This is a genomic window from Bradyrhizobium sp. CCH5-F6 (assembly GCF_001556045.1).
GTDB lineage: Bacteria > Pseudomonadota > Alphaproteobacteria > Rhizobiales > Xanthobacteraceae > Bradyrhizobium.
Genome location: NZ_LSIC01000012.1, coordinates 147,466 through 172,192 on the forward strand (window position 1 = coordinate 147,466; position 24,727 = coordinate 172,192).

The window sequence follows — 24,727 nt, forward strand, 5'->3', positions numbered from 1 at the left end:
TCAGCGCCCATGGCGCGAGAAGAACGAGATCAGGACCGGCAAGGTGACCAGGATCACGACCGGTGCCAGCATCATGCCGGTGACGACGACCACCGCGAGCGGCTTCTGCACCTGCGAGCCGATGCCTTCCGACAGTGCCGCCGGCAACAGGCCGACGCCCGCGACGACGCAGGTCATCAGCACGGGGCGGAGCTGAAGCTCGCCGGTGCGCACCACCGCGCTCATGCGGTCCATGCCCTCCTCGATGAGCTGGTTGAACTGCGACAGGATGATGATGCCGTCCATCACGGCGATGCCGAACAGCGCGATGAAGCCGATCGCCGCGGAGACGCTGAACGCCGTTCCGGAAATCAACAGCCCCAGCACGCCGCCGAAGATCGCCATCGGAATCACGCTCATCGCGAGCAGCGTGTCCGTCATCGAGCCGAAATTGAACCAGAGCAGCACGCCGATCAGCGCCAGTGAGATCGGCACTACGATCGACAGACGCCGGATCGCGTCCTGGAGGTTACCGAACTCGCCGACCCATTCCATGTGCGAGCCCGGCGGGAGCTGCACCTGCTCGGCGATCTTGTCCTGGGCCTCGCGGATCGCGCTGCCGAGGTCGCGCTCGCGCACCGAGAACTTGATCGGCAGATAGCGCTCCTGCTGCTCACGATAGATGTAGGCCGCGCCCGAGACCAGGCTGATGGTGGCGACCTCGCTCAAGGGGATCTGCGTGACGGTACCGTTCGGTCCGGGCGCGCCGATCCGCAAATTCTGGATCGCCTCCGCGCTCCTGCGGTATTCCGGCGCGAGGCGCACGATGATCGGGAAGTGACGGTCGCTGCCGGGCTCGTAGATGTCGCCTGCGGTGTCGCCGCCGATCGCGACCTTGATCGTGGCATTGATGTCGCCCGGCGCCAAGCCGTAGCGCGCGGCCTTGGCGCGGTCGATGTCGATCTGGACGGTCGGTTGCCCGAGCGAGGTGAACACCGCGAGGTCTGTGACGCCCTGCACGGTCGCCAGCACCGACTTGATCTTGTTGGCGGTGTCGGTCAGCGCCTGAAGATCGCTGCCGAACAGCTTGATCGAGTTCTCGCCTTTCACCCCGGAGACGGCTTCGGAGACGTTGTCCTGGAGATATTGCGAGAAGTTGAACTCGACGCCGGGGAAGCGATCGTCGAGCTGTTTGAGCAGCTCGGCGGTCAGCTCCTCCTTGTCGCGCGTCCCCGGCCACTGGCTCACGGGCTTGAGCGGCGCGAAGAACTCGGCGTTGAAGAAGCCGGCGGCGTCGGTGCCGTCGTCGGGACGGCCGTGCTGCGATACGACGGATTCGACCTCGGGCCGGGCGCGGATCACCTTGCGCATCTCGTTGACGTAGCTGTTGCCTTCCTGGAGCGAGATGGTCGGCGGCAGCGTGGCGCGAATCCAGAGATTGCCTTCCTCCAGCTTCGGCAGGAATTCGAGGCCGAGCAGCCGGCTGAGCGCCACCGTCATCAGCACAAGGCCGAGGGCGCCGCCGAGCACGATGGTGCGATTGGCGACCGCCCAATGCAGCAACGGCGAATATATCCGGTGCAGGAACTGCATGACCCGGGTCTCGGTCTCCTCGACATGCGCCGGCAGGATGATCGCGGACAGCGCCGGCGTGACGGTGAACGTCGCAAGCAGTCCGCCGGCCAGCGCGTAGGCGTAGGTGCGGGCCATCGGCCCGAAGATGTTGCCCTCGACCCCCGACAGCGTGAAAAGCGGCAGGAACGCCGCGATGATGATCGCCGCGGCGAAGAAGATCGAGCGTGAGACGTCGGCGGCCGCGCTGAGGATGGCGTGGCTCTTCATTCCGAACAGCGTCTCGGACGACATATGCCCGGATTCCGAGATCGGCGTCGTCTGCGTCAGGCGGCGGAAGATCGCCTCCACCATGATGACGGTGGCATCGACGATCAGGCCGAAATCGATCGCGCCGACCGACAACAGGTTCGCCGATTCCCCGCGCAGCACCAGGATGATCACGGCGAAGAACAGCGCGAACGGAATCGTCGCGCCGACGATCAGCGCGCTTCGGAGATTGCCGAGGAATATCCACTGCAACAGCACGATCAGCAAGATGCCGACCACCATGTTGTGCAGTACGGTATGGGTCGTGAGCTCGATCAGGTCCCCGCGGTCGTAGATGCGCTCGATGCGCACGCCGGGCGGAAGGATACCGGAGTTGTTGATGGTCTGAACGAGTTGGTGGACGCGCTTGATCGTCGGCGAGCTCTGCTCCCCGCGGCGCATCAGGACGATTCCCTGCACGATGTCGTCGGTGTCGTCGAGACCGGCGATGCCGAGACGCGGCTTCTGACCGATCGTGACGGTTGCGACGTCCTTGACCAGCACCGGATTGCCGCCGGTCTGGGCCACCATGGTGTTGGCGAGGTCGTCGATCGAGCGGATCAGTCCGACGCCGCGGACCACGGCCGATTGCTGGCCGATATCGACGGTGTTACCGCCGACATTGACGTTGGAATTGCCGACGGCCTGGAGCAGTTGCGGCAGCGTCAGGCCGTTGGCGACCAGCTTGTTGAAGTCGACCTGGAGCTCGTAGGTCTTGCTCTTGCCGCCCCAGCCGGTGACGTCGATGACGCCGGGTACGGCGCGGAAGCGGCGCTGAAGGATCCAGTCCTGGATGGTCTTGAGATCGAGCACGCTGTAGTTCGGCGGGCCGACCAGGCGATAGCGGAAGATCTCGCCGATCGGGCTGAGTGGGGAGATCTGCGGCTGCACGTTGCCCGGCAGCGGCGCGAGCTGCGCCAGCCGGTTCAAGACCTGCTGCAAGGCCTCGTCATACGTGTAGGCGAAAGAGAACTGGAGCTTGACGTCGGAGAGGCCGTAGAGCGAGATCGTACGGATGGACTTGAGGTTCTTCAAACCCGCGACCTGCGTCTCGATCGGGATCGTGATGTAGCGCTCGATCTCCTCCGCCGACAGGCCCGGGCTTTGCGTGACGATGTCGACCATCGGCGGTGTCGGATCGGGATAGGCCTCGATGTTGAGCTGGTTGAACGCGATCAGGCCGCCGATGAGCACGGCGACGAACATGCCGACCATCAGAAAGCGCCGGTTGACGGCAAGGGCAACGAGACGATCCATTCAGGTCTTCAATTTTCCTGGGTCGTCGATCAGCTGCCGGACGCCGCGCGGTCGATGAACAGGCTGCCTTTGGTGACGATCTGCTCGCCGGGCTTCAGATTGCTGGTGACCTCGACGAGGTTGCCGTTGATGAGACCGGTCTTGATCTGGCGCAGCTCGACCGACTTGTCGTCACGCGCGACCCAGAGGCGGACCTTGTCGGCCTCATAGATCAACGCCTGCTTCGGCACCGCCGGCGCGGCGCGGTCGCCGGCCGAATAGATCGTGACGTTCGCGAACATCTCCGGCTTGAGCAGGCCGTCCTTGTTGTCGATGGTCGCGCGGACGAGCAGGCGGCGGCTGGCGGGGTCGATCGCGGCGGCGACGTAATTGATCCTGGCGGTCAACGGCCGGCCCGGCAGCGCCATCACGTTGACGGTGATGTCCTGCCCGATGCACACCGCGGCCGCATCGCTCTCGCGCACGAAGGCGGTGAGCCAGACGGTGGAGAGGTCGCCGATCACGAAGACCGGATCGCTGGCGCCGGAATTGACGTACTGCCCGGGCCCGATCTTGCGCTGCACGACCGTGCCGGAGATCGGCGAATAGACCGTGATCTCCCGATCGATCGTGCCTTTGTCCTGGAACGCCTTGATGGTCTCGTCGGTGAAGCCGAGGATACGCAGCTTGCTGCGTGCGGCTTCCAGCGCCGTCGCCGAGGAGCGCATGTCGTTCTGCGCCTGGACCTGGGTTGCTTCCGCCTGCTGGTAATCCTTCAGCGGAATGGCATGGCCTTCATAAAGGTCCTTGGCGCGCTTGAACTGGATGTCGGAAAGCTCGAGCGCGGACTTCGCCTTGTTCTGCGAAGTCATCGCCGCGATGAAATCGTTCTGGGCCTGTACGGTGTCGGCGGCCTCGATCGTGAACAGCGGTTGACCCTGCTTCAGCATTTCGCCGGGCTTGGCGAGCAGCTTGGTGACCCGGCCCGCATAGGGCGAGAACACCGGCGTCGAGCGGTCCTCGTCGACTGCGACCTTGCCCTCGGTGACATATTCGGCCCGGAAGCTCTTCGCCTTGACCGGCTCGATCGTCAGCGTCGCCCATTCGGACGGCGTGGGCGTGAATGTCTGCGCATTCCTGCGCGACTGGCTGGAGATCTCGGAGTGCTTCTTTTCCTTGGGTGCCGAAGAAAGGAAGCCGTAGGCCCCGGCACCGGCAAGAGCGAGCAGAACGACAGATGCGATCATCTGCGGTTTTCTGAACACCTGCCATCGCATCGTATTTTCAACTGCCATGGAGCCCGGTCGTGTTTGCGACGATCTCGGCAGACGCCTGCCTATCGGTCGCGCTAATAGTGCCGAATTGGGATTACAAACAACCTAAAAAACGCTTCGCGCCTTTCCGTTTACGTTAAATTTCTGCGACATGTCAGCTTCATGTCAGCTTCGCGCCGGCCACCGCGCCGGATGACTGCGGAGCGGCATCGCAGCACCTCTCCGTTGCGCCGGCGTCATCGACGGCAGGACCGAATGCTGCACGCTTAACGTGCCGAAGGCAGATGGCATGCTCTCGATGAACGCAGCATGTACGGCTTCATGGCCGCTTCTCGCCCTTCAAGTTTGAGCATGCCCCCCGTCGGAAAACGGCTGCACGATTTTCCGGATCATGCTCTAGTTTTCGCGACCGTTCATCAGCACGAGAAGGATTGCAATGGCCACCATCGATCCCCTCACCGCAGGCGCCGTATTCGTCGCAACGGCGGCCACCGACGCGGTCTATGTGATGTTCACCTCGGCCGTGGTCGCGCGCAAGCGCGTGCCGGCCGCGACCTGGAGCGCGATCTGGTACATGCTCTCCTCTTACGCGGTGATCAGCTACACCGAGAACGCCTTCTACGTCGCCTTCGCCGCGATCGGCTCATGGGTTGGCGCCTATGCCTCGCTGACCTTCCTGCACCGGCCGCCCGGCGGCCCGCCGGTGGGAGCGGCGCCGGAGTGAGAGGTGCGAGCCTCTCACCGCGTCATTGCGAGGAGCCCTTGCGACGAAGCAATCCAGACCGTTGCCTCGGACGCATTTCTGGATTGCTTCGCAACGCTCGCAATGACGAACTGGATAGTTCAGCATACTTGTCGAAACAGCTGCACTCGCAGCACCAAATAAGGAGCTAACAATGGATCTCGGTCTCAAAGGCAAGAACGCCATCGTGCTCGGCGGCACGCGCGGCATCGGGCGGGCGATCGCGACGACGCTGGCCGGTGAAGGCGCCAATGTCGCGGTGTGCGCGCGCAATGCCGATCAGGTCGCGGCCACTGTTGCGGAGCTGAAGGCGAGCGGCATCAAGGCCACCGGCAGCCCGGTCGACGTGACCGACGGCGCGGCACTGAAATCCTGGATCGAGACTGCGGCGAAAGAGCTCGGCGGCATCGACATGCTGTTCTCCAATGCCGGCGCGATGGCGCAGGGCGGCGATCCCGCGTCATGGGAGCAGAACTTCCGGCTCGACGTGCTCGGTGCCGTGCACGCCTTCGATGCTGCCCGGCCGTTCCTCGAAGCCAGCGGCGCAAGCCGCGGCGATGCGGCCTTCGTGATCATCTCCTCGATCTCCGCGGCGCAGGCGGACACGGCGAGCTCCTACGGCCCGATCAAGGCCGCGCTGATCCACATGGCCAAGGGGCTTGCGCGGCAACATGCGAAGAAGAAGATCCGGGTCAACGTGGTCTCGCCCGGCACGGTCTATTTCAAGGGCGGCGTCTGGGAGATGATCGAGCAGAACATGCCCGAGCGCTACAAGGATGCGATGAGCCGCAACCCGACGGGACGCATGGCAACGCCCCAGGAGATCGCGAGCGCGGCAGTGTTTCTGGCAAGCCCGGTGTCGGGCTTCACGACGGGATCCAATCTCGTCGTGGATGGGGCGATCTCGAACCGGGTGAATTTTTGAGGGCCCGGTTTGCGATACTGCTCCAGCATCACGGCTGGGCTTGACCGGCATCCACGCGCCACCGTACCTGCTGAGGACGTGGATGCCCGGGTCAAGCCCGGGCATGACGACTGAGAATGTGGCGCGCGGTTACTCAATAATCTCGTCATTGCGAGCGCAGCGAAGCAATCCAGAATCCCGCCGCCGAAACATCCTGAATTGCTTCGCTGCGCTCGCAATGACAGTGTGGTGGGGCCTGCGTTACACCTTCAATGAAAATCCCGCGAGGGCGGCAGGATGCGGACGTTGCGGGGGTGGCGGACTTTTTGCGCCGGCATGTCGGTAAGAGCGCGGGGATCGTCGTTGAGCGGCTCGACCACGGTGGCGCCTGCCGGTACCGGATGCTTGCGGCTCAAGGCATCGTTGGCGAGGCCGACCAGATCGTGCGAGCGGTCGACCATGCGCAGGGCGATGAGATGCGTCACCTTTTCGGGGCTGCTCTGGATGTAGCCTTCGACCAGGATGAGGCGCGCGCCCATCACCTCCTTGCGGTACTGCTCCATGATCTTGGGCCAGACCACGACATTGGCGATGCCGGTCTCATCCTCCAGCGTCATGAACACGACGCCGCTGGCGCTGCCCGGCCGCTGCCGCACCAGGACCACGCCGGCGCAGCGGACGCGGCGCCGCTCGTTCTCGTGATTGATATCCCTGCAAGCCACCACCCGCTCGCGCGAAAACATCTCGCGCAAAAATTCCATAGGGTGGCCCTTCAGCGATAGCCGGATGGTCTGGTAGTCCGCAACCACCTGCTCGGCGAGCGGCATCGCCGGCAATGGCTTTGCGCCTTCGTCCGGCTGCTCGCGGGCGGTCGCCGCCTCGAACAGCGGCAGCGGCACGTCGTCGGGCAGTCGCCGCACCTGCCACAGCGCTTCGCGGCGGTCGAGCCCGAGCGAGCGGAACGCATCGGCATCCGCCAGCAGGATCAGCGCGCGCTTGGGCAGGCCGGTATCGCGGGCGAAGTCTTCCAGCGAGGTGAAGGGACGGCGGTTGCGGGCGGCAATGATGCGGTCGGCCCAGTCCTGGACTTTCTCCACGTCGTCATTCCGGGGCGATGCGTCAGCATCGAGCCCGGAATCCATTCCTCCAGGCGTGTGCGGCCCGATGGATTCCGGGCTCGCGCTGCGCGCGCCCCGGAATGACAGCTGAGAGCATTTCAGCCTTTCCTCATCCTCATCCAGCCAGTGGAAACCGTCGATCTGACGAAAACCGAGGCGCACGGCGCAATATCTGCCACTCCCCTGCTCCAGCGTGTTCTGCGCAAAGCTGTAGGACACGTCGATGTCGCGCACCTCGACACCGTTCTTGCGGGCATCTCCGACGATCTGCGCCGGCGCATAAAAACCCATCGGCTGCGAATTCAGCAGTCCGCAACAGAACGCGTCGGGATGATGATATTTCAGCCATGACGAGATGTAGACGAGCTGCGCGAAGCTCGCGGCGTGACTCTCCGGAAAACCGTAGGAGCCGAAACCCTTGATCTGCTCGAAGCAATTTCTGGCGAACTGAGGATCGTAGCCCCGGCGGATCATGTTGCCGATCATCTTTTCTTCGAAATTGCCGATGGTCCCGACGTTGCGGAACGTTGCCATGGCTCGCCGCAATCCATTGGCCTCTTCCGAGGTAAATTCTGCGGCCACGATCGCGATCCGCATCGCCTGTTCCTGAAACAAGGGCACACCAAGCGTCTTGTGCAGGACTTCGCGAAGCTCGTTCTTGTTTCCGCCCTTTGGATAAGGATATTCGATGTCCTCCGGATTCATTTTCCGCCGCCGCAAATAGGGATGCACCATGTCGCCCTGGATCGGCCCCGGCCGCACGATCGCGACTTCGATGACGAGATCGTAGAAGGTCCGCGGCTTCAGGCGCGGCAGCATGTTCATCTGCGCGCGGCTCTCGACCTGAAACACGCCGAGCGACTCCCCGGCGCACAGCATGTCGTAAACCCGGGGATCGTCCTGCGGAACGCTCGCCAGCACCCAGCGCTCGCCCTTGTGGTCCGCAATCAGGTCAAAACATTTGCGGATGCAGGTCAGCATGCCGAGCGCCAGAACGTCGACCTTCATCATATGAAGCGCGTCGACGTCGTCCTTGTCCCATTCGATGAAGGTGCGGTCGTCCATCGCGGCGTTGCCGATCGGCACATAGGTGTCGAGCCGGTCCTGCGTCAGCACGTACCCGCCGACATGCTGGGAGAGATGGCGCGGGAATTCGATCAGCTCGGTCGCAAGCTCGACCGCGAGATTGATCATGGGATTGTTCGGATCGAGCCCGGCCTGCCTGACCTGCATGTCGTTGAGGCCCTTGCCCCAGCTGCCCCAAACCGTGTCGGCGAGCGCCGCGGTGACGTCCTCGGTCAGGCCCAGCGCCTTGCCGACGTCGCGAATGGCGCTGCGCGGACGGTAATGGATCACGGTAGCGATGATCGCGGCGCGGTGGCGGCCGTAGCGGCGATAGACATATTGCATCACCTCCTCGCGCCGCGAATGCTCGAAATCGACGTCGATGTCGGGCGGCTCCAGCCGCTCCTTGGAGATGAAGCGCTCGAACAGGAGATCAACCTTGGTCGGATCGACCGAAGTGATGCCGAGCACGTAACACACGGCCGAATTCGCCGCCGAACCGCGGCCCTGGCACAGGATGTTCTGGCTGCGCGCGTAATGCACGATGTCGTGCACGGTGAGGAAATAGTGCGCGTATTTCAGCTCGGCGATCAGCGCCAGCTCTTTCTTCAACGTCGCGCGCAGCTTGTCGTCGATCTTGCCGCAGAAATATTTGTCGACTCCGGCCCAGGTCAGATCCTCCAGATGTCCCTGCGCGGTCTTGCCCGGCGGCACCGGCTCGTCGGGATATTGGTATTTGAGCTGGTCGAGCGAGAAGTCGATCTTGCCCGCAAAGCGCATGGTCTCCGCGATCGCTTCAGGGAAATCGCGAAACAGCCGCGCCATTTCTCGCGGAGTCTTCAGGAACCGCTCGGCATTGGATTCGAGCTTCCTCCCGATCGAATCAATTGTGGTCTTTTCCCGGATGCAGGTCAGCACGTCCTGGAGGGGACGGCGCGCGGGATGGTGATAAAGCACCTCGTTGGTCGCGAGCAGCGGCACTTGGGCTTTTGTCGCGAGATCATCGAGTCGCGCCAGGCGACGCCTGTCGTCACCGCGATAGATCAGGCTCGCCGCCAACCACACGCCCTCGGCGCGGCTGTCCCTGAGCTTTCCGAGAACATTCAGCGCCTGAGCGGGCTCGAAGCGATGCGGCAACGTCAGGACCAGCAACTGGCCTTCCGAAAACTCCAGGAGATCGGCGAAGGTGAGACGACATTCGCCCTTCTCGATCCGCGTGATGTCGTCGCCGCGCTTGCCCCTGGTGAGGAGCTGACAGAGCCGGCCATAGGCGGCACGATCGCGCGGATAGACCAGGATGTCGGGCCTGCCGTCGACGAAGACGATGCGCGCGCCGATCAGCAGCTTAGGCTTGTGCAGCACTTCGGCATTGTCGAGCTCCTTGTAGGCCCGCACCACGCCGGCGAGCGTGTTGTGGTCGGCAATTCCGATTGCGGGGATCTCAAGCCTGCTCGCCTGATGCACATAGGCGCGCGGATCCGAGCCGCCGCGCAGGAAGGAGAAGTTCGTGGTGATGCCGATCTCGGCATAGGCGGGCGTGGTCATGCGAAGAGACCGTGCACATACCAGTTGGGGGAAACGGGCTTGCCTTCGCCGTCGAACGTCTCCCCCTCGTAGAGACCGTCGCGAAAGATCCAGAAGCGCAAGCCTTCGGCATCCTCGATGCGGAAATAGTCCCGCGTCAGTTGTTTGCCGTCCTGCCGCCACCATTCCATGGCGATGCGCTCGGGCCCCTCCACCCGCACCACCGCATGCAACGCGCGGCGCCAGGTGAATTGATGCGGCGGGCCATCAGGCACGGTCGCGAACGGCACCTTGATCGGCTCCGGTTTGTCGAACAGCCGCAGGGGGCGCAGCGGCGGCTCGCTCTCGGTGCGCGCCGGCCATTCGGCTTGCATGGCCACGGCGAGATGATGCTGCGCCGGCGCGGCCAGCACCGCTTGCTCGGGGATATGGGTGTCCTGCGGCAAGTGGACGACGACGCGCTTTCCCCCGATGCGCGCGGCGATGCGATCGATCAGCGCGGCAATCTCATCATTGTCATGGACATGCGCATCGAGATCGCGCTGCTCCTGCACCACGATCTCGGTGCGGCTCGCCGACAGCCGCACCATGTCGAAGCCGAAGCCGGGATCCAGCGGATCTGCGAGCGCATCGAGCCGTTCGCGGAACAGCCGGTCGATCACGGCGCTTCGCGTCACTGGGCGTCCGGTCTCGACGGTGATCGCACGGACCACGCCGTCGGTACGGAAGAAGGCTGCCTCGAGACGCCGCGCGCCCTTGCCCTGCTTCTCCATGGACGTAACAAGCGTGTCAGCCAGCCGCGACAGCGTCATCGCGATCATGGTGTCGGTCGCGATCGGCTCGGCAAAACGCTTCTCCACGATGTAATCGGGCAGCGGTTTACGCGGATTGATCGGCGCATCTCCCTGTCCCAGCGCATGCGCGAGCAGCGTGGAGAACCGCGCGCCGAACCGCGCCGTGATTTCGCTCGGCGAGCGTGAGGCGACATCGCCGATGGTCTTCAGACCGGCGCGGCGCAAGCCGGTGGTGATGGCCTCGCCCGCCCCGAGCGCGGAGACCGGAAGCCGGCTGATCGCCTCCGCCTCCCTGCCATCGGCCACGATGGTGCCCGTGGCCTGCCGTGTCAGCGTGCGGGCGCAGACCGAGGTGCTCGCGATCGCAGCGCTGACGGCAAAGCCCTGCCGGTCGAGCGCCCGGACCAGCATCTTCAGCAGCGCCGCCTCGCCGCCGAACAGATGCGCGCAGCCGGTGATGTCGAGGAACAGCCCGAGCGGCGGATCGAGCGCCACCAGCGGCGTGAAACGGTCGCACCAGTCGGCGATATCGCTGAGCGTCTTCGCATCGGCGACGGTATCGGCATCGAACACACGCAGGTCAGGACACATCGCCCGCGCATTGGCCAAGGGTTGGCCGATATACAGGCCGAGGCGCTCGGCGGCCTCGTCCAGCGCATGGATCACCAGCGCATTGTTGTCCTTGATGACGACGATGCTCGGCTCGTGATTGGCTTTACCCAGCCCGGCGCTGCCAAGAAACCGCTGGATCCTGTCGATGGGCAGGCGCGGCAGCCACAGGCTGAGGATACGTCGACGGCTCACTGAACTGGCACTCATCACAATTCCATTCCATGATCCACCGGCCGCAGGGGCCATGACGATTGCGCAAGAGCTCGGCGTCGAACACCGGCGCGCCCCAGGCACTCCATGCTGAGCCCGGCGGCGAATGCGCCGCACGCAGCATCCATCGCGTCTCCGCGGTTGACGGCAGTGGCTGCGCGGCCATCCGCAGCAAGAGGCCGGTAACGCCGGAGCCTTGCGCGGCCAGCGTCAGCTTGCGGCTCGCCACGAGATCGAATTGCCTGGTTTCGCCCCAGAGCTCGAGCACCACGGCGCCCAACGCATCGCAGGCGAGCGCATCGGCCGAGGTGCGCAATGCGCTCTCGACATCGGCGGCACGCACCATCACCACGCGGCGCGGATCGAGCCCGAGTTCGGATAGCCCGCTCATCGACAGCGCGCCGGTTTCGAATTCCGAAAAATCCTGCCGCACCCACAGCAGCGGCTTGCGTGCCGTCACGCGGCCCGCAAGCCCGGTGACAAAGCCCGTTGCGGCAGCGCCCTGACGCCCTTCGCAAAACACCTCGTGGATCGCCGCGCGCGCGAGCCCGCCTTTCAGCGCGCCGTCAGCCTCACTGTGGCCGAGGGCGACGCGACCCTGCTGATGCACGACCTCCGCCGCCTCGATGCGCTCGATCTGGCCGCGCAAGGTCGCAAGCGCGCTGATGCGTGCGGTGGCGCATGATCCGCCAAAGTGTGAGCGGTTTGGCGACAAGATCATGCGCCCTCTCAAAAAGAAGAGCGCGATCGGACGCAAAACCGGCGACCACTTTTGCTGATCGCGCTCTGCATGCTCGCCGCTCCTTCAGGGATGATTGCCGCGGTTCTCAAAAGAAGAACCAACGGCTGGCTCATTTGTTCATGATATGTTCTAATATAAAGCTAACGGCGCACAGAGAGTCAATCGAATTACCGCGCTTTTGGATTCGTGAGCTGAATCAAAGGGTTTCCGATATGGACGTACAACGCAAGCTGGAAATCCTGGCGGACGCAGCCAAATACGACGCGTCCTGCGCTTCCAGCGGCACCGAGAAGCGGGATTCCAGCGACGGCAGGGGCATGGGCTCGACCGCGCCCGGCATGGGCATCTGCCATTCCTACGCGCCGGACGGACGCTGCATCTCACTGCTCAAGGTGCTGCTGACCAATGCCTGCAATTACGATTGTCTCTATTGCGTCAACCGCGCCTCCTCCAACGTGCCGCGCGCCCGCTTCACCATCGACGAGGTCGTCAAGCTCACGCTCGACTTCTACCGGCGCAACTACATCGAGGGCCTGTTTCTCTCCTCCGGCATCATCCGCAGCCCCGACTACACCATGGAGCAAGTGGTCAGTGTCGCGCGAAAACTGCGCGAGGAGCATCACTTCCGCGGCTACATCCATCTGAAGACCATTCCCGAGGCCGACGATGCGCTGATCGCGGAGGCCGGCAAATATGCCGACCGTCTCTCCATCAATATCGAAATGCCTGAGGAGACCAGCCTGCAGCAATTCGCACCCGAGAAGGACGTGCGCGCGATCCGCCGCACCATGGGCCGGCTCAGGCTGAAGCTGGATGAGGCCGAGGACAGCCGCAGCGCAAAGACTAAGGCCAAGCCGCAACGCTTTGCGCCGGCCGGACAAAGCACGCAGATGATTGTCGGCGCCGACGCAGCCTCCGATCAGACCATTCTCCACACCAGCGCCAATCTCTACGGCGCCTACCGTCTCCGGCGTGTCTACTACTCCGCCTTCAGCCCGATCCCTGATGCGAGCCGAGCCTTGCCTTTGGTACAGCCGCCCTTGCTGCGCGAGCACCGGCTCTACCAGGCCGACTGGCTGATGCGGTTCTACGGCTTCGACGTCGGCGAGATCGTCGACGACAGCGCCATGCTGCCGCTCGATATCGATCCAAAGCTCGCCTGGGCGCTCCGCCATCGCGACCGCTTCCCGCTCGACGTCAACCGCGCCAGCCGCGAGGAATTGCTGCGCGTACCGGGCTTCGGCACCAAGACCGTCGAACGCATCATTGCGACGCGGCGCACGACAACGATCCGCCTCGCCGATCTCGCGCGGCTGCATGTCCCCAGGAACAAGGCGATGCCGTTCATCGTCCTCAGCGATCACCGCCCCTCACCGCACCGCCTCGACGAAGCGCGGCTGATCGACCGGTTCAAGCCGAAGGCAACGCAACTGGGATTTGGCTTCTGATGCAGTACATCACGCTCGACAGCGAAACCGATTTCGATGGCTGGCGCAAAGCCGCGCGGACGCTCGTGCTTCATCACGTGAAACCAGCCGACGTCACCTGGGCCGTGCAGGGCGGCGAAGCCGAGCTGTTCGCGCCCCCCTCGCCCTCTCCGATCCTCGAGGTGAACGACGGCACCTTCAACGTACCCGCGAAATTCGTCGAGCTCGCCAAAGCCGCGATCCTCCACCGCGATCCCCAGCGGTTTGCGATCCTCTATCGCCTGCTGTTTCGGCTGAAGGACAACCACGATCTGATCGAGGTCGCGACCGATCCTGACGTCGCGCAAGTCACGGCCATGGCAAAGGCGGTCTATCGCGACGAGCACAAGATGCACGCCTTCGTCCGCTTCCGCGAGATCGGCCGGGAACGCGAGGCACATTACGTCGCCTGGTTCGAGCCGGAGCATCACATCGTCGAGCTTGCGGCGCCGTTCTTCGCCAAACGCTTCGCCGACATGCCCTGGTCGATCCTGACGCCGGACCTCTGCGCGCATTGGGATGGCCACGCACTGTCGTTCACGTCAGGCGTGAGCAAGAGCGAAGCGCCGAGCGAAGACCGGCTGGAGGAAACCTGGCGGCGCTACTACGCCAGCATCTTCAATCCGGCCCGGCTCAAGGTGAAGGCGATGCAGGCCGAGATGCCGAAGAAATATTGGAGGAACCTGCCCGAGGCTTCGATCATTAAGCCCTTGATCGAGGATGCCGAACGGATGACCGGCGCCATGATCGCCAACGCCGCAACCGATCCGCACAAGCCTCAGAAGCGGCCGGAGGCCCCTATGAAACGCAAGCTTGCTGCCGACGATCTCGAAGCGCTGCGCGAGGAGGCCGCGCATTGCCGCGCCTGCCATCTCTACAAGGACGCGACGCAGACCGTGTTCGGCGAAGGCCCGAAGTCGGCCAACATCATTCTGGTCGGTGAGCAGCCCGGCGACAAGGAAGACCTCGCCGGCCATCCCTTCGTCGGCCCCGCGGGGCAGATGCTCGACCGCGCGCTGGCGGAAGCCGGCGTCGATCGCAAGAAGGTCTATGTCACCAACGCGGTCAAGCACTTCAAATTCGTGCCGCGCGGGAAGATCCGCCTGCACCAGAAGCCGAACACACCCGAGATCCGGGCGTGCAGGCAATGGTATCAGCGGGAAGTCGCGGCAATCCAGCCCGATCTCATCGTGGCGATGGGCGCCACCGCCGCGCAGAGCGTGTTCGGCAAGATCACCCCGATCGGCAAGAACCGCGGCCGGCTCATAGACCTGCCCGACGGCCGCAAAGCGCTCGTCACGGTGCATCCGTCCTATTTGCTGCGGTTGCCGGATCCGGAAGCCAAGGTGCTGGAGTATCAGCGCTTTGTCGAGGATCTGAAGATCGCCGCCGGCCTGCAGAAGAAGGCCGCACGGGCTGCCTGAACTGGCAGGAAATGGCTTCGCGCATTGGTTGGCCATCCGATCTCTCAAGAAAAAAGAGCCCGTACAACACACGGGCTCCTTCATGTGCTCGAGCTCGGCCCTTTACGACGCCGCGAGCTGCTCCTCGACCAGCTTGACCCAGTAGGACGTGCCGTAGACGATCGCCTCGTCGTTGAAATTGTAGGCGGGGTGATGCAGGCCGGCGCTGTCGCCGTTGCCGCAGAAGATGAAGGCGCCGGGCCGCGCTTCCAGCATGTAGGCGAAATCCTCGCCGCCCATCAGCGGTGCCATGTCGTGCACATTGGCCTCGCCTGCGACCTGCTCCGCGATGCGCCGCGCCACCTCGGTTTCCGCAGCGTGGTTGTTCACCACCGGATAGTTGCGCTTGTAGTGCAGGTCGATCTTGGCACCCGTGATCTGCGCCACGCCCGCCACAACCTCGCGCACGCGCTTCTCGACCAGCTTGCGTACCTCCGGCGACAGCGTGCGGATGGTGCCTCTCAGATTCGCGGTCTGCGGAATGACGTTGCGCGCGTTGCCGGCGTGGAATTCGCAGATCGAGATCACGGCCGATTCAAGTGGATCGACGCTGCGCGCGACGATCGACTGCAGTGCCGTGATCACCTGCGCACCGACCAGCACGGAATCGACGCATTTGTGCGGACGCGCGGCGTGGCCGCCGAGGCCCTCGATCAGGATATCGACCTCGTCGGTCGCCGCCATGATCGGACCCGGCCGGATCGCGAACGAGCCAACCGGGATGCCGGGCCCGTTGTGCATGCCGTAGACCTGCTCGATGCCGAAGCGCTCCATCAGGCCGTCCTTCACCATGGCCGCACCGCCAGCGCCGCCCTCCTCCGCCGGCTGGAAGATCACGACGGCGTCACCGGCGAAGTTGCGGGTCTCGGCGAGATAGCGCGCCGCCCCGAGCAGCATCGCGGTGTGGCCGTCATGGCCGCAGGCGTGCATCTTGCCCGGGGTCTTGGAGGCGTAAGGCAGGTTGGTCTGCTCCTCGACGGGCAGAGCGTCCATGTCGGCACGCATCCCGATCGCCTTGAGACCGTCGCCGGCGGGCTTGTTGCCCTTGATGACGCCGACCACGCCGGTCTGGCCGAGACCGGTCACGACCTCATCGCAGCCGAACTCCCGCAGCCGGTCCGCCACGAATGCCGCGGTACGGTGGACGTCATATAGCAGCTCCGGATGCTGATGGATGTCCCGGCGCCAAGCCTGAATATCGGGTTGCAGGTCGGCGACGCGGTTCACGATGGGCATGGAGGGTCTCGAGCATTATTGGAAATACAGGACTGTACCATGCAAGCGCCGGTCCACCCAACCGCCGGGGATCGGGGTCCGGCCCTGCCCCTCCAGCATGGCGGGACTTGTCCCGATCCGCTGCGTCTGCCTATTAGACGGAACGCAAAATGCCATCCGGGTGGAAGCAGAATGCCAAGGCGGCTCGAAGGTGAGTTTGACTACATCGTTGTCGGGGCCGGCACGGCGGGCTGCATCCTCGCAAATCGACTCTCGGCCGACCCGAAAAACCGCGTCCTCATCCTCGAGGCCGGCGGCGACGACAACTGGATCTGGTTCCACATCCCTGTCGGCTATCTCTTCGCCATCGGCAATCCGCGGTCGGACTGGATGTTCAAGACCGAGGCCGAGCCCGGCCTGAACGGCCGTTCGCTGGCCTATCCCCGCGGCAAGGTGATCGGCGGCTGCTCGGCGATCAACGCCATGATCTCGATGCGCGGCCAGGCCGCCGACTACGATCATTGGCGCCAGCTCGGGCTGACCGGCTGGGCCTATGACGACGTGCTGCCGATGTTCAAGCGCCTCGAGGATCACTTCCTCGGCGCGAGCGAACATCACGGCGCCGGCGGCGGCTGGCGCATCGAGGCGCCACGGCTGTCGTGGGCCGTTCTCGACGCCGTCGGCGACGCCGCCGAGGAGATGGGCATCAAGCGCATCCCGGATTTCAACACCGGCGACAACGAAGGCACCAGCTATTTCCACGTCAACCAGAAGCGCGGCAGGCGCTGGTCGTCGGCACGCGGATTCCTCAAGCCTGCGCTGAACCGCCCCAATCTCAGGCTCGAAAAGCATGTGCTGGTCGATCGCCTGATCATCGAACAAGGCCGCGCCGTCGGCGTGCGCTTCATTCAGAACGGCGAGATCATCGAGGCGCGGGCGAAGCGCGAGGTGGTCCTGTCGGCCGGCTCGATCGGCTCGGTGCAGGTGCTGCATCGCACCGGCATCGGCCCGGCCGACTGGCTGTCGCCGCTCGGCATCGACATTGTCATGGACAAGCCCGGCGTCGGACGCAATCTCCAGGACCATCTCCAGCAGCGTGCGATCTACAAGGTCGAGGGCGTGCGCACGCTGAACGAGACCTATTACAATCTGGTCCGACGCGGCCTGATGGGCCTCGACTACGCCTTCCGCCGGCGCGGGCCGCTGACCATGGCGCCGTCGCAGCTCGGCATCTTCACGCGCTCGGATGCGACGCGCGCACGCGCCAACATCCAGTTCCACGTGCAGCCGCTGTCGCTCGACAAGTTCGGCGATCCCCTGCACCGCTTTCCCGCGATCACGGTGAGTGCCTGCAATCTCCAGCCGACCTCGCGCGGCACCGTGCGCCTCCGTTCGGCGACGCCGGAGGAAAAGCCGATCATCGCGCCGAACTATCTGTCGACCGACGACGACCGCCAGGTCGCCGCCGACGCGATCCGTACGACGCGCCGCCTGATGCAGCAGAAGGCGCTCGCGAAGTATCGTCCCAGCGAATATCTGCCCGGGCCCTCCGTCGGCGACGACGACGCCTCGCTCGCAAAGGCCGCCGGCGACATCGGCACCACCATCTTCCATCCCGTCGGCACCGCGAAGATGGGGACGGCGAACGATCCGATGGCGGTGGTCGACGAGCGTCTGCGCTTCTACGGCCTCGGAGGCTTGCGCATCGTCGACGCCTCGATCATGCCGACCATCACCTCGGGCAACACCAACACGCCGACGGCGATGATTGCGGAGAAGGGCGCCACGATGATCCTGGAGGACGCGAAGTAAACGAACCCGTCGCGCATCACTGCTCCCATGATCAATCCGCACCGTTTCTATATCGGCCCGGCCGACGCGCAGATCGCCATGTTGCAATGGGGCGAGAGCGGCAGGCCGCCCGCGCTGCTCCTGCATGGCACCGGCTTCGTTGCCCATGTCTGGGATGAGGTCGCGCGCGAGCTTGCATCGACCTACACGGTCTATGCGCTCGACCGCCGCGGCCACGGCGCGAGCCACAAGCCCGGCGCCTATCATTTCCTAGACTATGCGCAGGACGTCTGCCACGTGATCGATGCGCTCGATCTCCGCGACATCTACGGTATTGGCCACAGTGCGGGGGCGACCGATCTCCTGCTCGCTGCGAAACTCTTGCCCGGCCGCTTCACCCGTCTCTTCGTGATGGAGCCGACCGTGATGGACCCGCGCAAGGCGCGCTCCGGCGGATTGAGCGAGGAATCCTTGTCCCGCGTCGAGAGCACGCTGCGCCGACGCGCTGAGTTCGACAGTGGCGACGCCGTGTTCGAGCGCTATCGCGCCGCTCCGGCCTTTGCGGATTGGACCGAGACCTCACTACGCGCTTATGTGCGCCACGGCTTCGTGCCACTCGACGATGGCCGCGTCCGACTCTGCTGCACACCCGAGATCGAATCGGCGATCCTGCGCCCGATCTACGAGGCCATGGAGCAGGTGTACGTGGGCGACGTCCGCGGCAATCCGTTTGCCTGGCTGACCGAGATCGACTGCCCGGTGTGCGTCACGACAGCCGCGAATTCGGGGCCGATCTACAAGGAGATGGCGCGACGCGCCGTGTTGCTGATTCCGCGGGCCAGCACGCAGGTCTTCGAAGGCGCCGGCCATTGCGTGGCTCAGGAAGTGCCGGCGGCCGTGGTCGCAGCTGTGCGGGAGTTCGCGAAATAGGGGCTGGTGCCCTGAACGCGGCGCAGCATGGAAGCGCATTCACGCGTCTTCGACGCGCTTTGGCGACGCGCTGCTGAACCGGGGCAAATCCAGAGCTGTTACGAACTCCGGCACGCATGTGTCGAAGCCCGCCGAATTCGACAATGCCGACCACATCATCTCGCAGAGGGGCGAGCGCGGCCTCAACTTCTGGGGCCGTCAGCGATATCGGCGCCGACGAGCTCGCCGAGCTCGTGGAGGAGTTCGAGGCGGCGATGAAAGCGAATGTGGAGGGGTGACGGCGGGGTATTGATTGCATCCTCCGGTTGCAATGACCCGGGCGCATTGCTATTGCAACTCCATGAAACGAAATCAGTTCTTTGCCATAGCCCTTGCCTGGACGATGCTCACGCCGGCAGCGGCCGAGATCGGCCAAGACGTCGCGCGGCCGGCGGTTCTCCACGAGGAGGGATCCGGAGCGGGCGACCAGTTCGAAGGCCATGTCACTTGGCGAGCAGAACAGACCGCTGACCCCTCGGCGCCGCGAGGCGACATCACCATACGCGGCGAAGTCGTCATTCCGGAGCGGAACATGCGGATGACGATCACCTTGCGTCGCAACTTCGATCCATCGCTTTCCGCGAGCCACACCGTTCAGGTCGACTTCATACCGCCGCTCGACTTCGCCGGCGGCGGCATCCACCAGGTGATGGGTCTGATGCTGAAAACGAGTGAGAAGGCCAAGGGCGCTCAGATCGACGCGCTGTCCGTGAAAATTGATGCGACGCACTTCCTGATCGGCATGACCGGCGTCGCCCAAAACGCGTCGGTGAACCGGCGTCTGATCAGGAGCAAGGACTGGATCGACATTCCCTTCCTCTATGGCACGCGGCGGCGCGCGATCCTCGCACTCGCCAAAGACGGGGATGCGGCAGCGATGTTCAATTCGGTGTTTGCCGATTGAAGCACATGACTTGCCGAGCGGTACCGAGACGCAACCAAGATTCTTTTTGGTCGCGGACTATTCTCGTCAGGCCGACCTTCGCACCGCGTTGTCCACCAGCGTCTTGCCGAGCGACCAGATCGCGCCGGGGACCTTGTGGCTGCCGGCGATGACGTCGTCGAAGGCGCGTTCGATCCAGCCGCAGTCTTCCTCGGTGATCGTGAGCGGCGGCAGCAGCTTGATGGTGTGGCTGCCGTGACCGGCGACCTGGGTCAGGATCTTGTGATCCTTGAACAGCGGCACGGTGATGAGCTGGCAGAACAGGCCCTTGTTGGCGGTCTCCAGCACGTTCCAGGAGGCGCGCAGGCGCAGCGATTTCGGCGGGCCGAACTCGACGCCGATCATCAGGCCCTTGCCGCGCACTTCCTTCATCAGCTCGTAGCCGGGCACCATGCGCGTCAGCGCCAGGCGCAGCTCGGCACCGCGCTTTGCGGCCGATTCGATCAGCTTCTCGGACTCCATGACGTCGAGCGTGGCGATGCCCGCGGCCATGGCGAGGTCGTTCTTGGAGAAGGTGGAGCCGTGCACGACCGCCCGGTCCATCTGGTTGAAGATCTTGTCGAAGATGCCCTTGCGCGTCAGCACCGCGCCGACCGGCACGTGGCCGCCCGACAGCGACTTCGACAGCAGCACCATGTCGGGCTCGACGTTCCAGTGCTCGACGGCGAGGAAGCGGCCGGTGCGGCCCATGCCGGTCTGGATCTCGTCGGCGACGAACAGCGTGCCGTACTTCTTGCAGAGCGCGGCCGCGCCAGGCAGGAAGTCGTCGGTGGGCATGTTGACGCCCTTGCCCTGGATCGGCTCGACGACGAAGGCGGCGACCTCGCGTGAGGCCAACGCCTTTTCCAGCGCGGCCAGATCGTTGAACGGGATCGAGGTGCAGCCCGGCAGCAGCGGCTCGAAGCCGGTGCGGAAATTCGAGTCACCGGTCAGCGATAGCGCGCCGTAGGTCAGGCCGTGATAGCCATGGGCGCAATAGACGATGCCGGGGCGGCCTGTGGCGCCGCGCGCGAACTTGATCGCGGCTTCGACGCATTCGGCGCCGGAATTGGCGAAGAAGGCCTTGTCGAGATAGGGAACGTATTTCAGCAGCCGTTCGGCCAGCACGCCGGCGAGCGTCGACACGTCGAACTGGACGAGGTTGGGCAGATCGGCATCGAGCACGCTCTTGAGCGCCTCGCGCATGACAGGATGATTACGCCCGATCGCGAACACGCCGAAGCCGGACAACAGGTCGAGATAGCGCGCGCCCTCGCGATCGTAGAGGTACTGCCCCTGCCCCTTCTGGAAGCCGACATCGTAGCCGATGGTCTTGAGAACCCGAACGAACTGCTCGTTCAAATACCGGTTATGCAGGGTGCTGCGCTGGGCCTGACGGTCCGCGAATAGCTGAGACATGTCTGGATTTGGGCTGTGCATCCGCTACATACTTCGCTTGAGGGCCGTCTCGTCAACTGAAAACGGACCGTTACGGAAAACGGTCTGTGCGGCCTTTTGCCCTTTTTCGGACCATCTTCGCAAGCACAGCTTTTAGATCATGTTGCACTGCCAAGGAACCATCATGCGTTTGGCCCTTTACACCGGACTAATACTGGCTGGCGGTTACACCTGCCTGACACCCGCGCTCGCTGCAGACCCGACCGGCGACTGGCGAGTCGCCGACGGCGTAGCCAACATTCGTGTCGCCCAATGCTATGGCAGCATGTGGGGCGCGGTCTCCTGGGAAAAGCAGCCCGGTGGGCGCGACGAGAATAATCCGGATGCCTCGAAAAAGACCAGGCCGACGCTGGGCATGGCGACCCTGATCGACATGAAGAAGAAGCCCGGCGTCGATCAGTGGGAGGGACAGGTCTACAACGCCAAGGACGGCCAGCTCTACAGCGCGACCATCACGCCGGCCGGGACCGATCAGCTCGAAATCAAGGGCTGCGTGATGGGCTTCCTCTGCGGCGGCGAAACCTGGACCCGGGTCGGCCCGCCGATCCCCTTGAGTCCTGCCAACGCCATGGCCAAGGGCGCGCCGAAATCCGGCGGCGCAGCGCCCAAGGCCCAGGGAGCCCAAGCGGCCCAGGCCGTGACATCCGCCACCGCGGCTGCGCCGGCAGCTCCGAAGGCCGCAGCCGCCGCCAAGCCCGGTCAGAAGAGCGCCGCTGACCCGGTCGGCGACATCTGCCTACTCCCCGAGATTGCGGGGTTTGCCCATTAGGGCCGGCTGGAAAAGCAACACGGCGGCGAGCGTCGTCACCAGCGAGAGTGCAAGCAGCTTGCCCATGCTGGACGTGCCGGGATGGCTCGACAGCCATAGGCTGCCGAACGCGGTCGCCGTCGTCAGCGCACTGAAGAAGATCGCCCGTGTCAGGCTGGTCTGGAGCAGATTCGTCCTGCCCGAGCGCCAGGCCACGACATAATAGATCTTGAAGGCGACGCCGACGCCGAGCAGCAGCGGCAGCGCAACGATGTTGGCGAAGTTGAGCGGCAGGCCGATCAACACGCAGATCTCGAGCGTGACGGCGCCGGCAACCAGAAGCGGCACCAGCGTCATCAGCACGTCGACGAACCGGCGTAGCGTGATCCATAGCAAGAGCCCGATCACCAGCAGCGCATAGATGCCGGCGTGGATGAAAGCCTTCACCACGGTGTCGCCGGATTTCAGGATCGAGACCGGTCCGCCGATGGCGGTCGGCTCGGCCTCCAGCACCGCCGCCGCGAACTTGCGCAGCGTGTCGTTGTCGTTGGGATCGCCCTTGGGCAACGCCTCGACGCGGATGATGCCGTCCTTGCTCTTCCAGCCGCTGACGAGATCGGGCGGCAGTGACTTCAGGGTGACCGGCTCGGCCTGCATGGCTTTCCTGAGCTGGTCGAACACGATCTTCATTGGCGTGACGAACACGTCCTGCGCCTTGTTGCGCGTCGCCTCGTCGCCGTTGGCGAGCTTTTCGAGCGCGTCTGCAAGACGGCGCGAGGCGATCGCGCCGGGTCCCTTCGCATCGCCCGCCGTCCGGCGGAGATTATCGGCCGAGGATTTCAACGATTCGACATTTTCCTGATCCGACGGCGCCGCATCGATTTGATCGGGGTTGAGCGCGGGGTTCAACACCTTGGCGCCCTGTGCGATCAGCTTCAGCTTCGGCGGCTGGTCCTGCGGCACGAAGCTGTCGAGCGACATCACCCGCAACACCTCGGGCACCTTCTCCAGCTTCGCCTCGACCTGTCTTGCCTGCTCCTCGGACGTGGTCATCACGTTGATGGCGTTGGCGCCGGTGTTGGGATCCTTGCGCAAATCGAGGAAGGTCGCGATCGATTCGGCGTTCGGGTTGCGCAGGTTCATCGGGTTGAAGTCGAACTTCATGAAGTAGAGCAGCGGGAGGCCGCCGAGCGCGAGCAGCAGCGTGCCGCCGACGATCAGCACGCGGTGCGTCTCCAGGAAGTGATCGAGCGGCGCCAGGAAGGCGTAGCCGACGGGCTCCGGCTCGCCGGGCGGGTTCAGAAGCTTGAGCAGCGCGGGAAGCACCGTGATGCTGGACACGAACGCCACCAGCATGCCGACACCGGCGATCTGGCCGAGCTCCGAGATGCCCTTGTAGTCGGTCGGCATGAAGCAGAGGAAGCCGGCCGCGGTGGCCATTGCGGCCAGCGACAGCGGCACTGCCGAACGCTTGGCAGCCAGCACCAGCGCCCCCGCGAGGTCATCGTGCTTGTAGCGCTCGGAGCGATAGCGGACGCTGTACTGGATGCCGAAATCGACGCCGAGGCCGACGAACAGCACCGCGAACGCGATCGACAGCAGATTGAGCGAGCCGACCATCATCAGGCCGGCCGCGGTCGTGAGCGCAAGGCCCACGAACAGATTGACGAACACGGCGAAGATGATCTTCGCCGAATGCAGCGCCAGCCACAGGATCAGCAGCACGACGAGGACGGTGCCGACGCCGTTGACGACGGCGCCTTCCTGGACGGTCGCGTATTCCTCGTTGGCGATCGGGACCGGACCGGTGAGCCGCACCCGCGCCTGGTATTTGGTGGGAAAATCGAGCTCGGCCGCGGCCTTGCGGATCGCGTCGGTGGCATCCTTGCCGGGCTCCAACGCGTTGTAGTCGAGGATCGGCTTGAACTCGATGAAGGTGCGCTTGTCCGAATCCTTCAGCGGCTCGTCGCTGACCAGTTCGCGCCAGGAGAAGCTCGCATTGCCCTTGTTGAGCACGGTCTCGACCGTCTGCGCGATCAGGTTGAACGGACGCTCGGTGTTGTCGAGCTTGACCTGGCCGCGCTTGACGCCGGCAAGTCCCGTCTCCAGCGCGCCGGTGAGTCCCCGAATCGAGGGGTCGCCCGCCATGATCTCGATCAGGGGCGCGGCGGCTTCGAACTGGCCGGTGATCTTGCCGACTTCCTCCGTCGGCAGGAACAGCAATCCGTTCCTCTCGAAGAAATCGCCGCTGCCGAGTTGCTGCATCGACAGGAAGTTGGTCTTGTCGTCCTTCAGCCTGGCATAGAGCGCGTTTGCCGCTGCGCTCGCCATTTCCGGCGTCTTGGCCTCGATCACAGCGAGGATCGTTTCGTTCTGATCGAACGCCTTGTCGAATTGCTGGTCGCGCTTGCGCCAGTCGAGATTCTGGGAAATCAGCGAATTGATGTCGGTGTTGATGGCGAAGTGGCGCGCGGCGTAATAGCCCGCTCCCACCGACAGCAAGAGCCCGAGAAGGACGACGAGGGAGGCAAACCGGGTGCAGGCCCTGACAATGGCAACGACTACGCTTTGCAGCACTTCTTTTCTTTCTGCAGTTAAACAGCTTGCCGGAAAC

At 64.3% G+C, this 24,727-nt stretch carries 16 protein-coding genes and 1 pseudogene; 9 read left to right on the top strand and 8 right to left on the bottom strand.

Features of this window, described 5'->3' with window-relative positions; all coding sequences use genetic code 11:
• The gene (locus AX729_RS01570; protein ID WP_061020141.1) at positions 1-3,117 is read right to left on the bottom strand and encodes an efflux RND transporter permease subunit; all 3,117 of its coding nucleotides are present in this window, start codon (positions 3,115-3,117) and stop codon (positions 1-3) included.
• A gap of 29 nt (positions 3,118-3,146) precedes the next feature.
• Positions 3,147-4,391, bottom strand: coding sequence for an efflux RND transporter periplasmic adaptor subunit (locus AX729_RS01575; protein ID WP_061020142.1), 1,245 nt, complete (start codon positions 4,389-4,391; stop codon positions 3,147-3,149).
• 415 nt (positions 4,392-4,806) lie between these two features.
• Between AX729_RS01575 and AX729_RS01580 the strand changes: the two genes are divergently transcribed.
• Positions 4,807-5,094 carry a hypothetical protein gene (locus tag AX729_RS01580; RefSeq protein WP_061020143.1) on the top strand — a complete coding sequence of 96 codons (288 nt, stop codon included), beginning with the start codon at positions 4,807-4,809 and terminating at the stop codon, positions 5,092-5,094.
• A 172-nt stretch (positions 5,095-5,266) separates the two neighbouring features.
• A complete protein-coding gene (locus AX729_RS01585) occupies positions 5,267-6,037 on the top strand; it encodes an SDR family NAD(P)-dependent oxidoreductase (protein WP_061020144.1) in 771 nt (256 codons plus the stop codon).
• 248 nt (positions 6,038-6,285) lie between these two features.
• On the opposite strand, the gene AX729_RS01590 is transcribed toward AX729_RS01585, so the two are convergent.
• Genes AX729_RS01590 through AX729_RS01600 form a run of 3 tightly spaced genes read right to left on the bottom strand, consistent with a single transcriptional unit; the run spans position 6,286 to position 12,060 of the window.
• Complete coding sequence (locus AX729_RS01590; RefSeq protein WP_061020145.1) at positions 6,286-9,744, bottom strand: error-prone DNA polymerase; 3,459 nt, start codon at positions 9,742-9,744, stop codon at positions 6,286-6,288.
• A complete protein-coding gene (locus AX729_RS01595) occupies positions 9,741-11,336 on the bottom strand; it encodes a Y-family DNA polymerase (protein ID WP_061020146.1) in 1,596 nt (531 codons plus the stop codon). The genes AX729_RS01590 and AX729_RS01595 overlap by 4 nt, the downstream gene beginning before the upstream one ends.
• On the bottom strand, positions 11,233-12,060 hold the full coding sequence (locus AX729_RS01600) for an ImuA family protein (protein ID WP_061020289.1): 828 nt from the start codon (positions 12,058-12,060) through the stop codon (positions 11,233-11,235). Before AX729_RS01600 ends, AX729_RS01595 begins: the two co-directional genes overlap by 104 nt.
• A gap of 233 nt (positions 12,061-12,293) precedes the next feature.
• Here AX729_RS01600 and AX729_RS01605 point away from each other — a divergent pair, with 233 nt between their 5' ends.
• Together AX729_RS01605 and AX729_RS01610 are read left to right on the top strand one after the other, a co-directional pair.
• Positions 12,294-13,529 carry a putative DNA modification/repair radical SAM protein gene (locus tag AX729_RS01605; protein WP_061020147.1) on the top strand — a complete coding sequence of 412 codons (1,236 nt, stop codon included), beginning with the start codon at positions 12,294-12,296 and terminating at the stop codon, positions 13,527-13,529.
• Positions 13,529-14,971, top strand: coding sequence for a UdgX family uracil-DNA binding protein (locus AX729_RS01610; RefSeq protein WP_061020148.1), 1,443 nt, complete (start codon positions 13,529-13,531; stop codon positions 14,969-14,971). The genes AX729_RS01605 and AX729_RS01610 overlap by 1 nt, the downstream gene beginning before the upstream one ends.
• Before the next feature lie 102 nt (positions 14,972-15,073).
• On the opposite strand, the gene AX729_RS01615 is transcribed toward AX729_RS01610, so the two are convergent.
• Positions 15,074-16,246, bottom strand: a complete 1,173-nt coding sequence (locus AX729_RS01615) for a M20 aminoacylase family protein (RefSeq protein WP_061020149.1) — start codon at positions 16,244-16,246, stop codon at positions 15,074-15,076.
• A gap of 171 nt (positions 16,247-16,417) precedes the next feature.
• Between AX729_RS01615 and AX729_RS01620 the strand changes: the two genes are divergently transcribed.
• The 4 genes and pseudogenes from AX729_RS01620 to AX729_RS01630 all read left to right on the top strand — a co-directional run bounded on the left by AX729_RS01620 (position 16,418) and on the right by AX729_RS01630 (position 19,889).
• Entirely contained in the window at positions 16,418-18,037 is a 1,620-nt protein-coding gene (locus AX729_RS01620) for a GMC family oxidoreductase (protein ID WP_061020150.1), read from the top strand.
• Between the two features lie 27 nt (positions 18,038-18,064).
• Positions 18,065-18,946 carry an alpha/beta fold hydrolase gene (locus tag AX729_RS01625; protein ID WP_061020151.1) on the top strand — a complete coding sequence of 294 codons (882 nt, stop codon included), beginning with the start codon at positions 18,065-18,067 and terminating at the stop codon, positions 18,944-18,946.
• A gap of 161 nt (positions 18,947-19,107) precedes the next feature.
• A pseudogene (locus AX729_RS41720) lies at positions 19,108-19,224 on the top strand (anti-sigma factor family protein); the annotation flags it as partial.
• A 62-nt stretch (positions 19,225-19,286) separates the two neighbouring features.
• Positions 19,287-19,889: a hypothetical protein gene (locus tag AX729_RS01630; protein WP_156456650.1), complete on the top strand. Its 603-nt coding sequence runs from the start codon at positions 19,287-19,289 to the stop codon at positions 19,887-19,889.
• Positions 19,890-19,955: 66 nt separating this feature from the next.
• Here the strand turns inward: AX729_RS01630 and hpnO are convergent, their stop codons facing one another.
• The gene (gene hpnO / locus AX729_RS01635) at positions 19,956-21,347 is read right to left on the bottom strand and encodes an aminobacteriohopanetriol synthase HpnO (RefSeq protein WP_061020153.1); all 1,392 of its coding nucleotides are present in this window, start codon (positions 21,345-21,347) and stop codon (positions 19,956-19,958) included.
• A 142-nt stretch (positions 21,348-21,489) separates the two neighbouring features.
• On the opposite strand from hpnO, the gene AX729_RS01640 reads away from it, so the two are divergent.
• Positions 21,490-22,134: a DUF2147 domain-containing protein gene (locus AX729_RS01640; protein WP_061020290.1), complete on the top strand. Its 645-nt coding sequence runs from the start codon at positions 21,490-21,492 to the stop codon at positions 22,132-22,134.
• Here the strand turns inward: AX729_RS01640 and hpnN are convergent.
• Positions 22,102-24,690 carry a hopanoid transporter HpnN gene (gene hpnN / locus AX729_RS01645; protein WP_061020154.1) on the bottom strand — a complete coding sequence of 863 codons (2,589 nt, stop codon included), beginning with the start codon at positions 24,688-24,690 and terminating at the stop codon, positions 22,102-22,104. The genes AX729_RS01640 and hpnN overlap by 33 nt on opposite strands.
• Positions 24,691-24,727 lie beyond the last annotated feature (37 nt).

What these genes read in the sequence shown, in the direction of transcription:
- AX729_RS01630 (WP_156456650.1), top strand. Translation starts at nt 19,287, where the DNA reads ATGAAACGAAATCAGTTCTTTGCCATAGCCCTTGCCTGGACGATGCTC.
- AX729_RS01615 (WP_061020149.1), bottom strand. Translation starts at nt 16,246, where the DNA reads ATGCCCATCGTGAACCGCGTCGCCGACCTGCAACCCGATATTCAGGCT.
- AX729_RS01590 (WP_061020145.1), bottom strand. Translation starts at nt 9,744, where the DNA reads ATGACCACGCCCGCCTATGCCGAGATCGGCATCACCACGAACTTCTCC.
- AX729_RS01575 (WP_061020142.1), bottom strand. Translation starts at nt 4,391, where the DNA reads ATGGCAGTTGAAAATACGATGCGATGGCAGGTGTTCAGAAAACCGCAG.
- AX729_RS01580 (WP_061020143.1), top strand. Translation starts at nt 4,807, where the DNA reads ATGGCCACCATCGATCCCCTCACCGCAGGCGCCGTATTCGTCGCAACG.
- AX729_RS01600 (WP_061020289.1), bottom strand. Translation starts at nt 12,060, where the DNA reads ATGATCTTGTCGCCAAACCGCTCACACTTTGGCGGATCATGCGCCACC.
- AX729_RS01640 (WP_061020290.1), top strand. Translation starts at nt 21,490, where the DNA reads ATGCGTTTGGCCCTTTACACCGGACTAATACTGGCTGGCGGTTACACC.
- AX729_RS01605 (WP_061020147.1), top strand. Translation starts at nt 12,294, where the DNA reads ATGGACGTACAACGCAAGCTGGAAATCCTGGCGGACGCAGCCAAATAC.
- AX729_RS01570 (WP_061020141.1), bottom strand. Translation starts at nt 3,117, where the DNA reads ATGGATCGTCTCGTTGCCCTTGCCGTCAACCGGCGCTTTCTGATGGTC.
- AX729_RS01610 (WP_061020148.1), top strand. Translation starts at nt 13,529, where the DNA reads ATGCAGTACATCACGCTCGACAGCGAAACCGATTTCGATGGCTGGCGC.
- hpnO (WP_061020153.1), bottom strand. Translation starts at nt 21,347, where the DNA reads ATGCACAGCCCAAATCCAGACATGTCTCAGCTATTCGCGGACCGTCAG.
- AX729_RS01585 (WP_061020144.1), top strand. Translation starts at nt 5,267, where the DNA reads ATGGATCTCGGTCTCAAAGGCAAGAACGCCATCGTGCTCGGCGGCACG.
- AX729_RS01620 (WP_061020150.1), top strand. Translation starts at nt 16,418, where the DNA reads ATGCCAAGGCGGCTCGAAGGTGAGTTTGACTACATCGTTGTCGGGGCC.
- AX729_RS01595 (WP_061020146.1), bottom strand. Translation starts at nt 11,336, where the DNA reads ATGAGTGCCAGTTCAGTGAGCCGTCGACGTATCCTCAGCCTGTGGCTG.
- AX729_RS01625 (WP_061020151.1), top strand. Translation starts at nt 18,065, where the DNA reads ATGATCAATCCGCACCGTTTCTATATCGGCCCGGCCGACGCGCAGATC.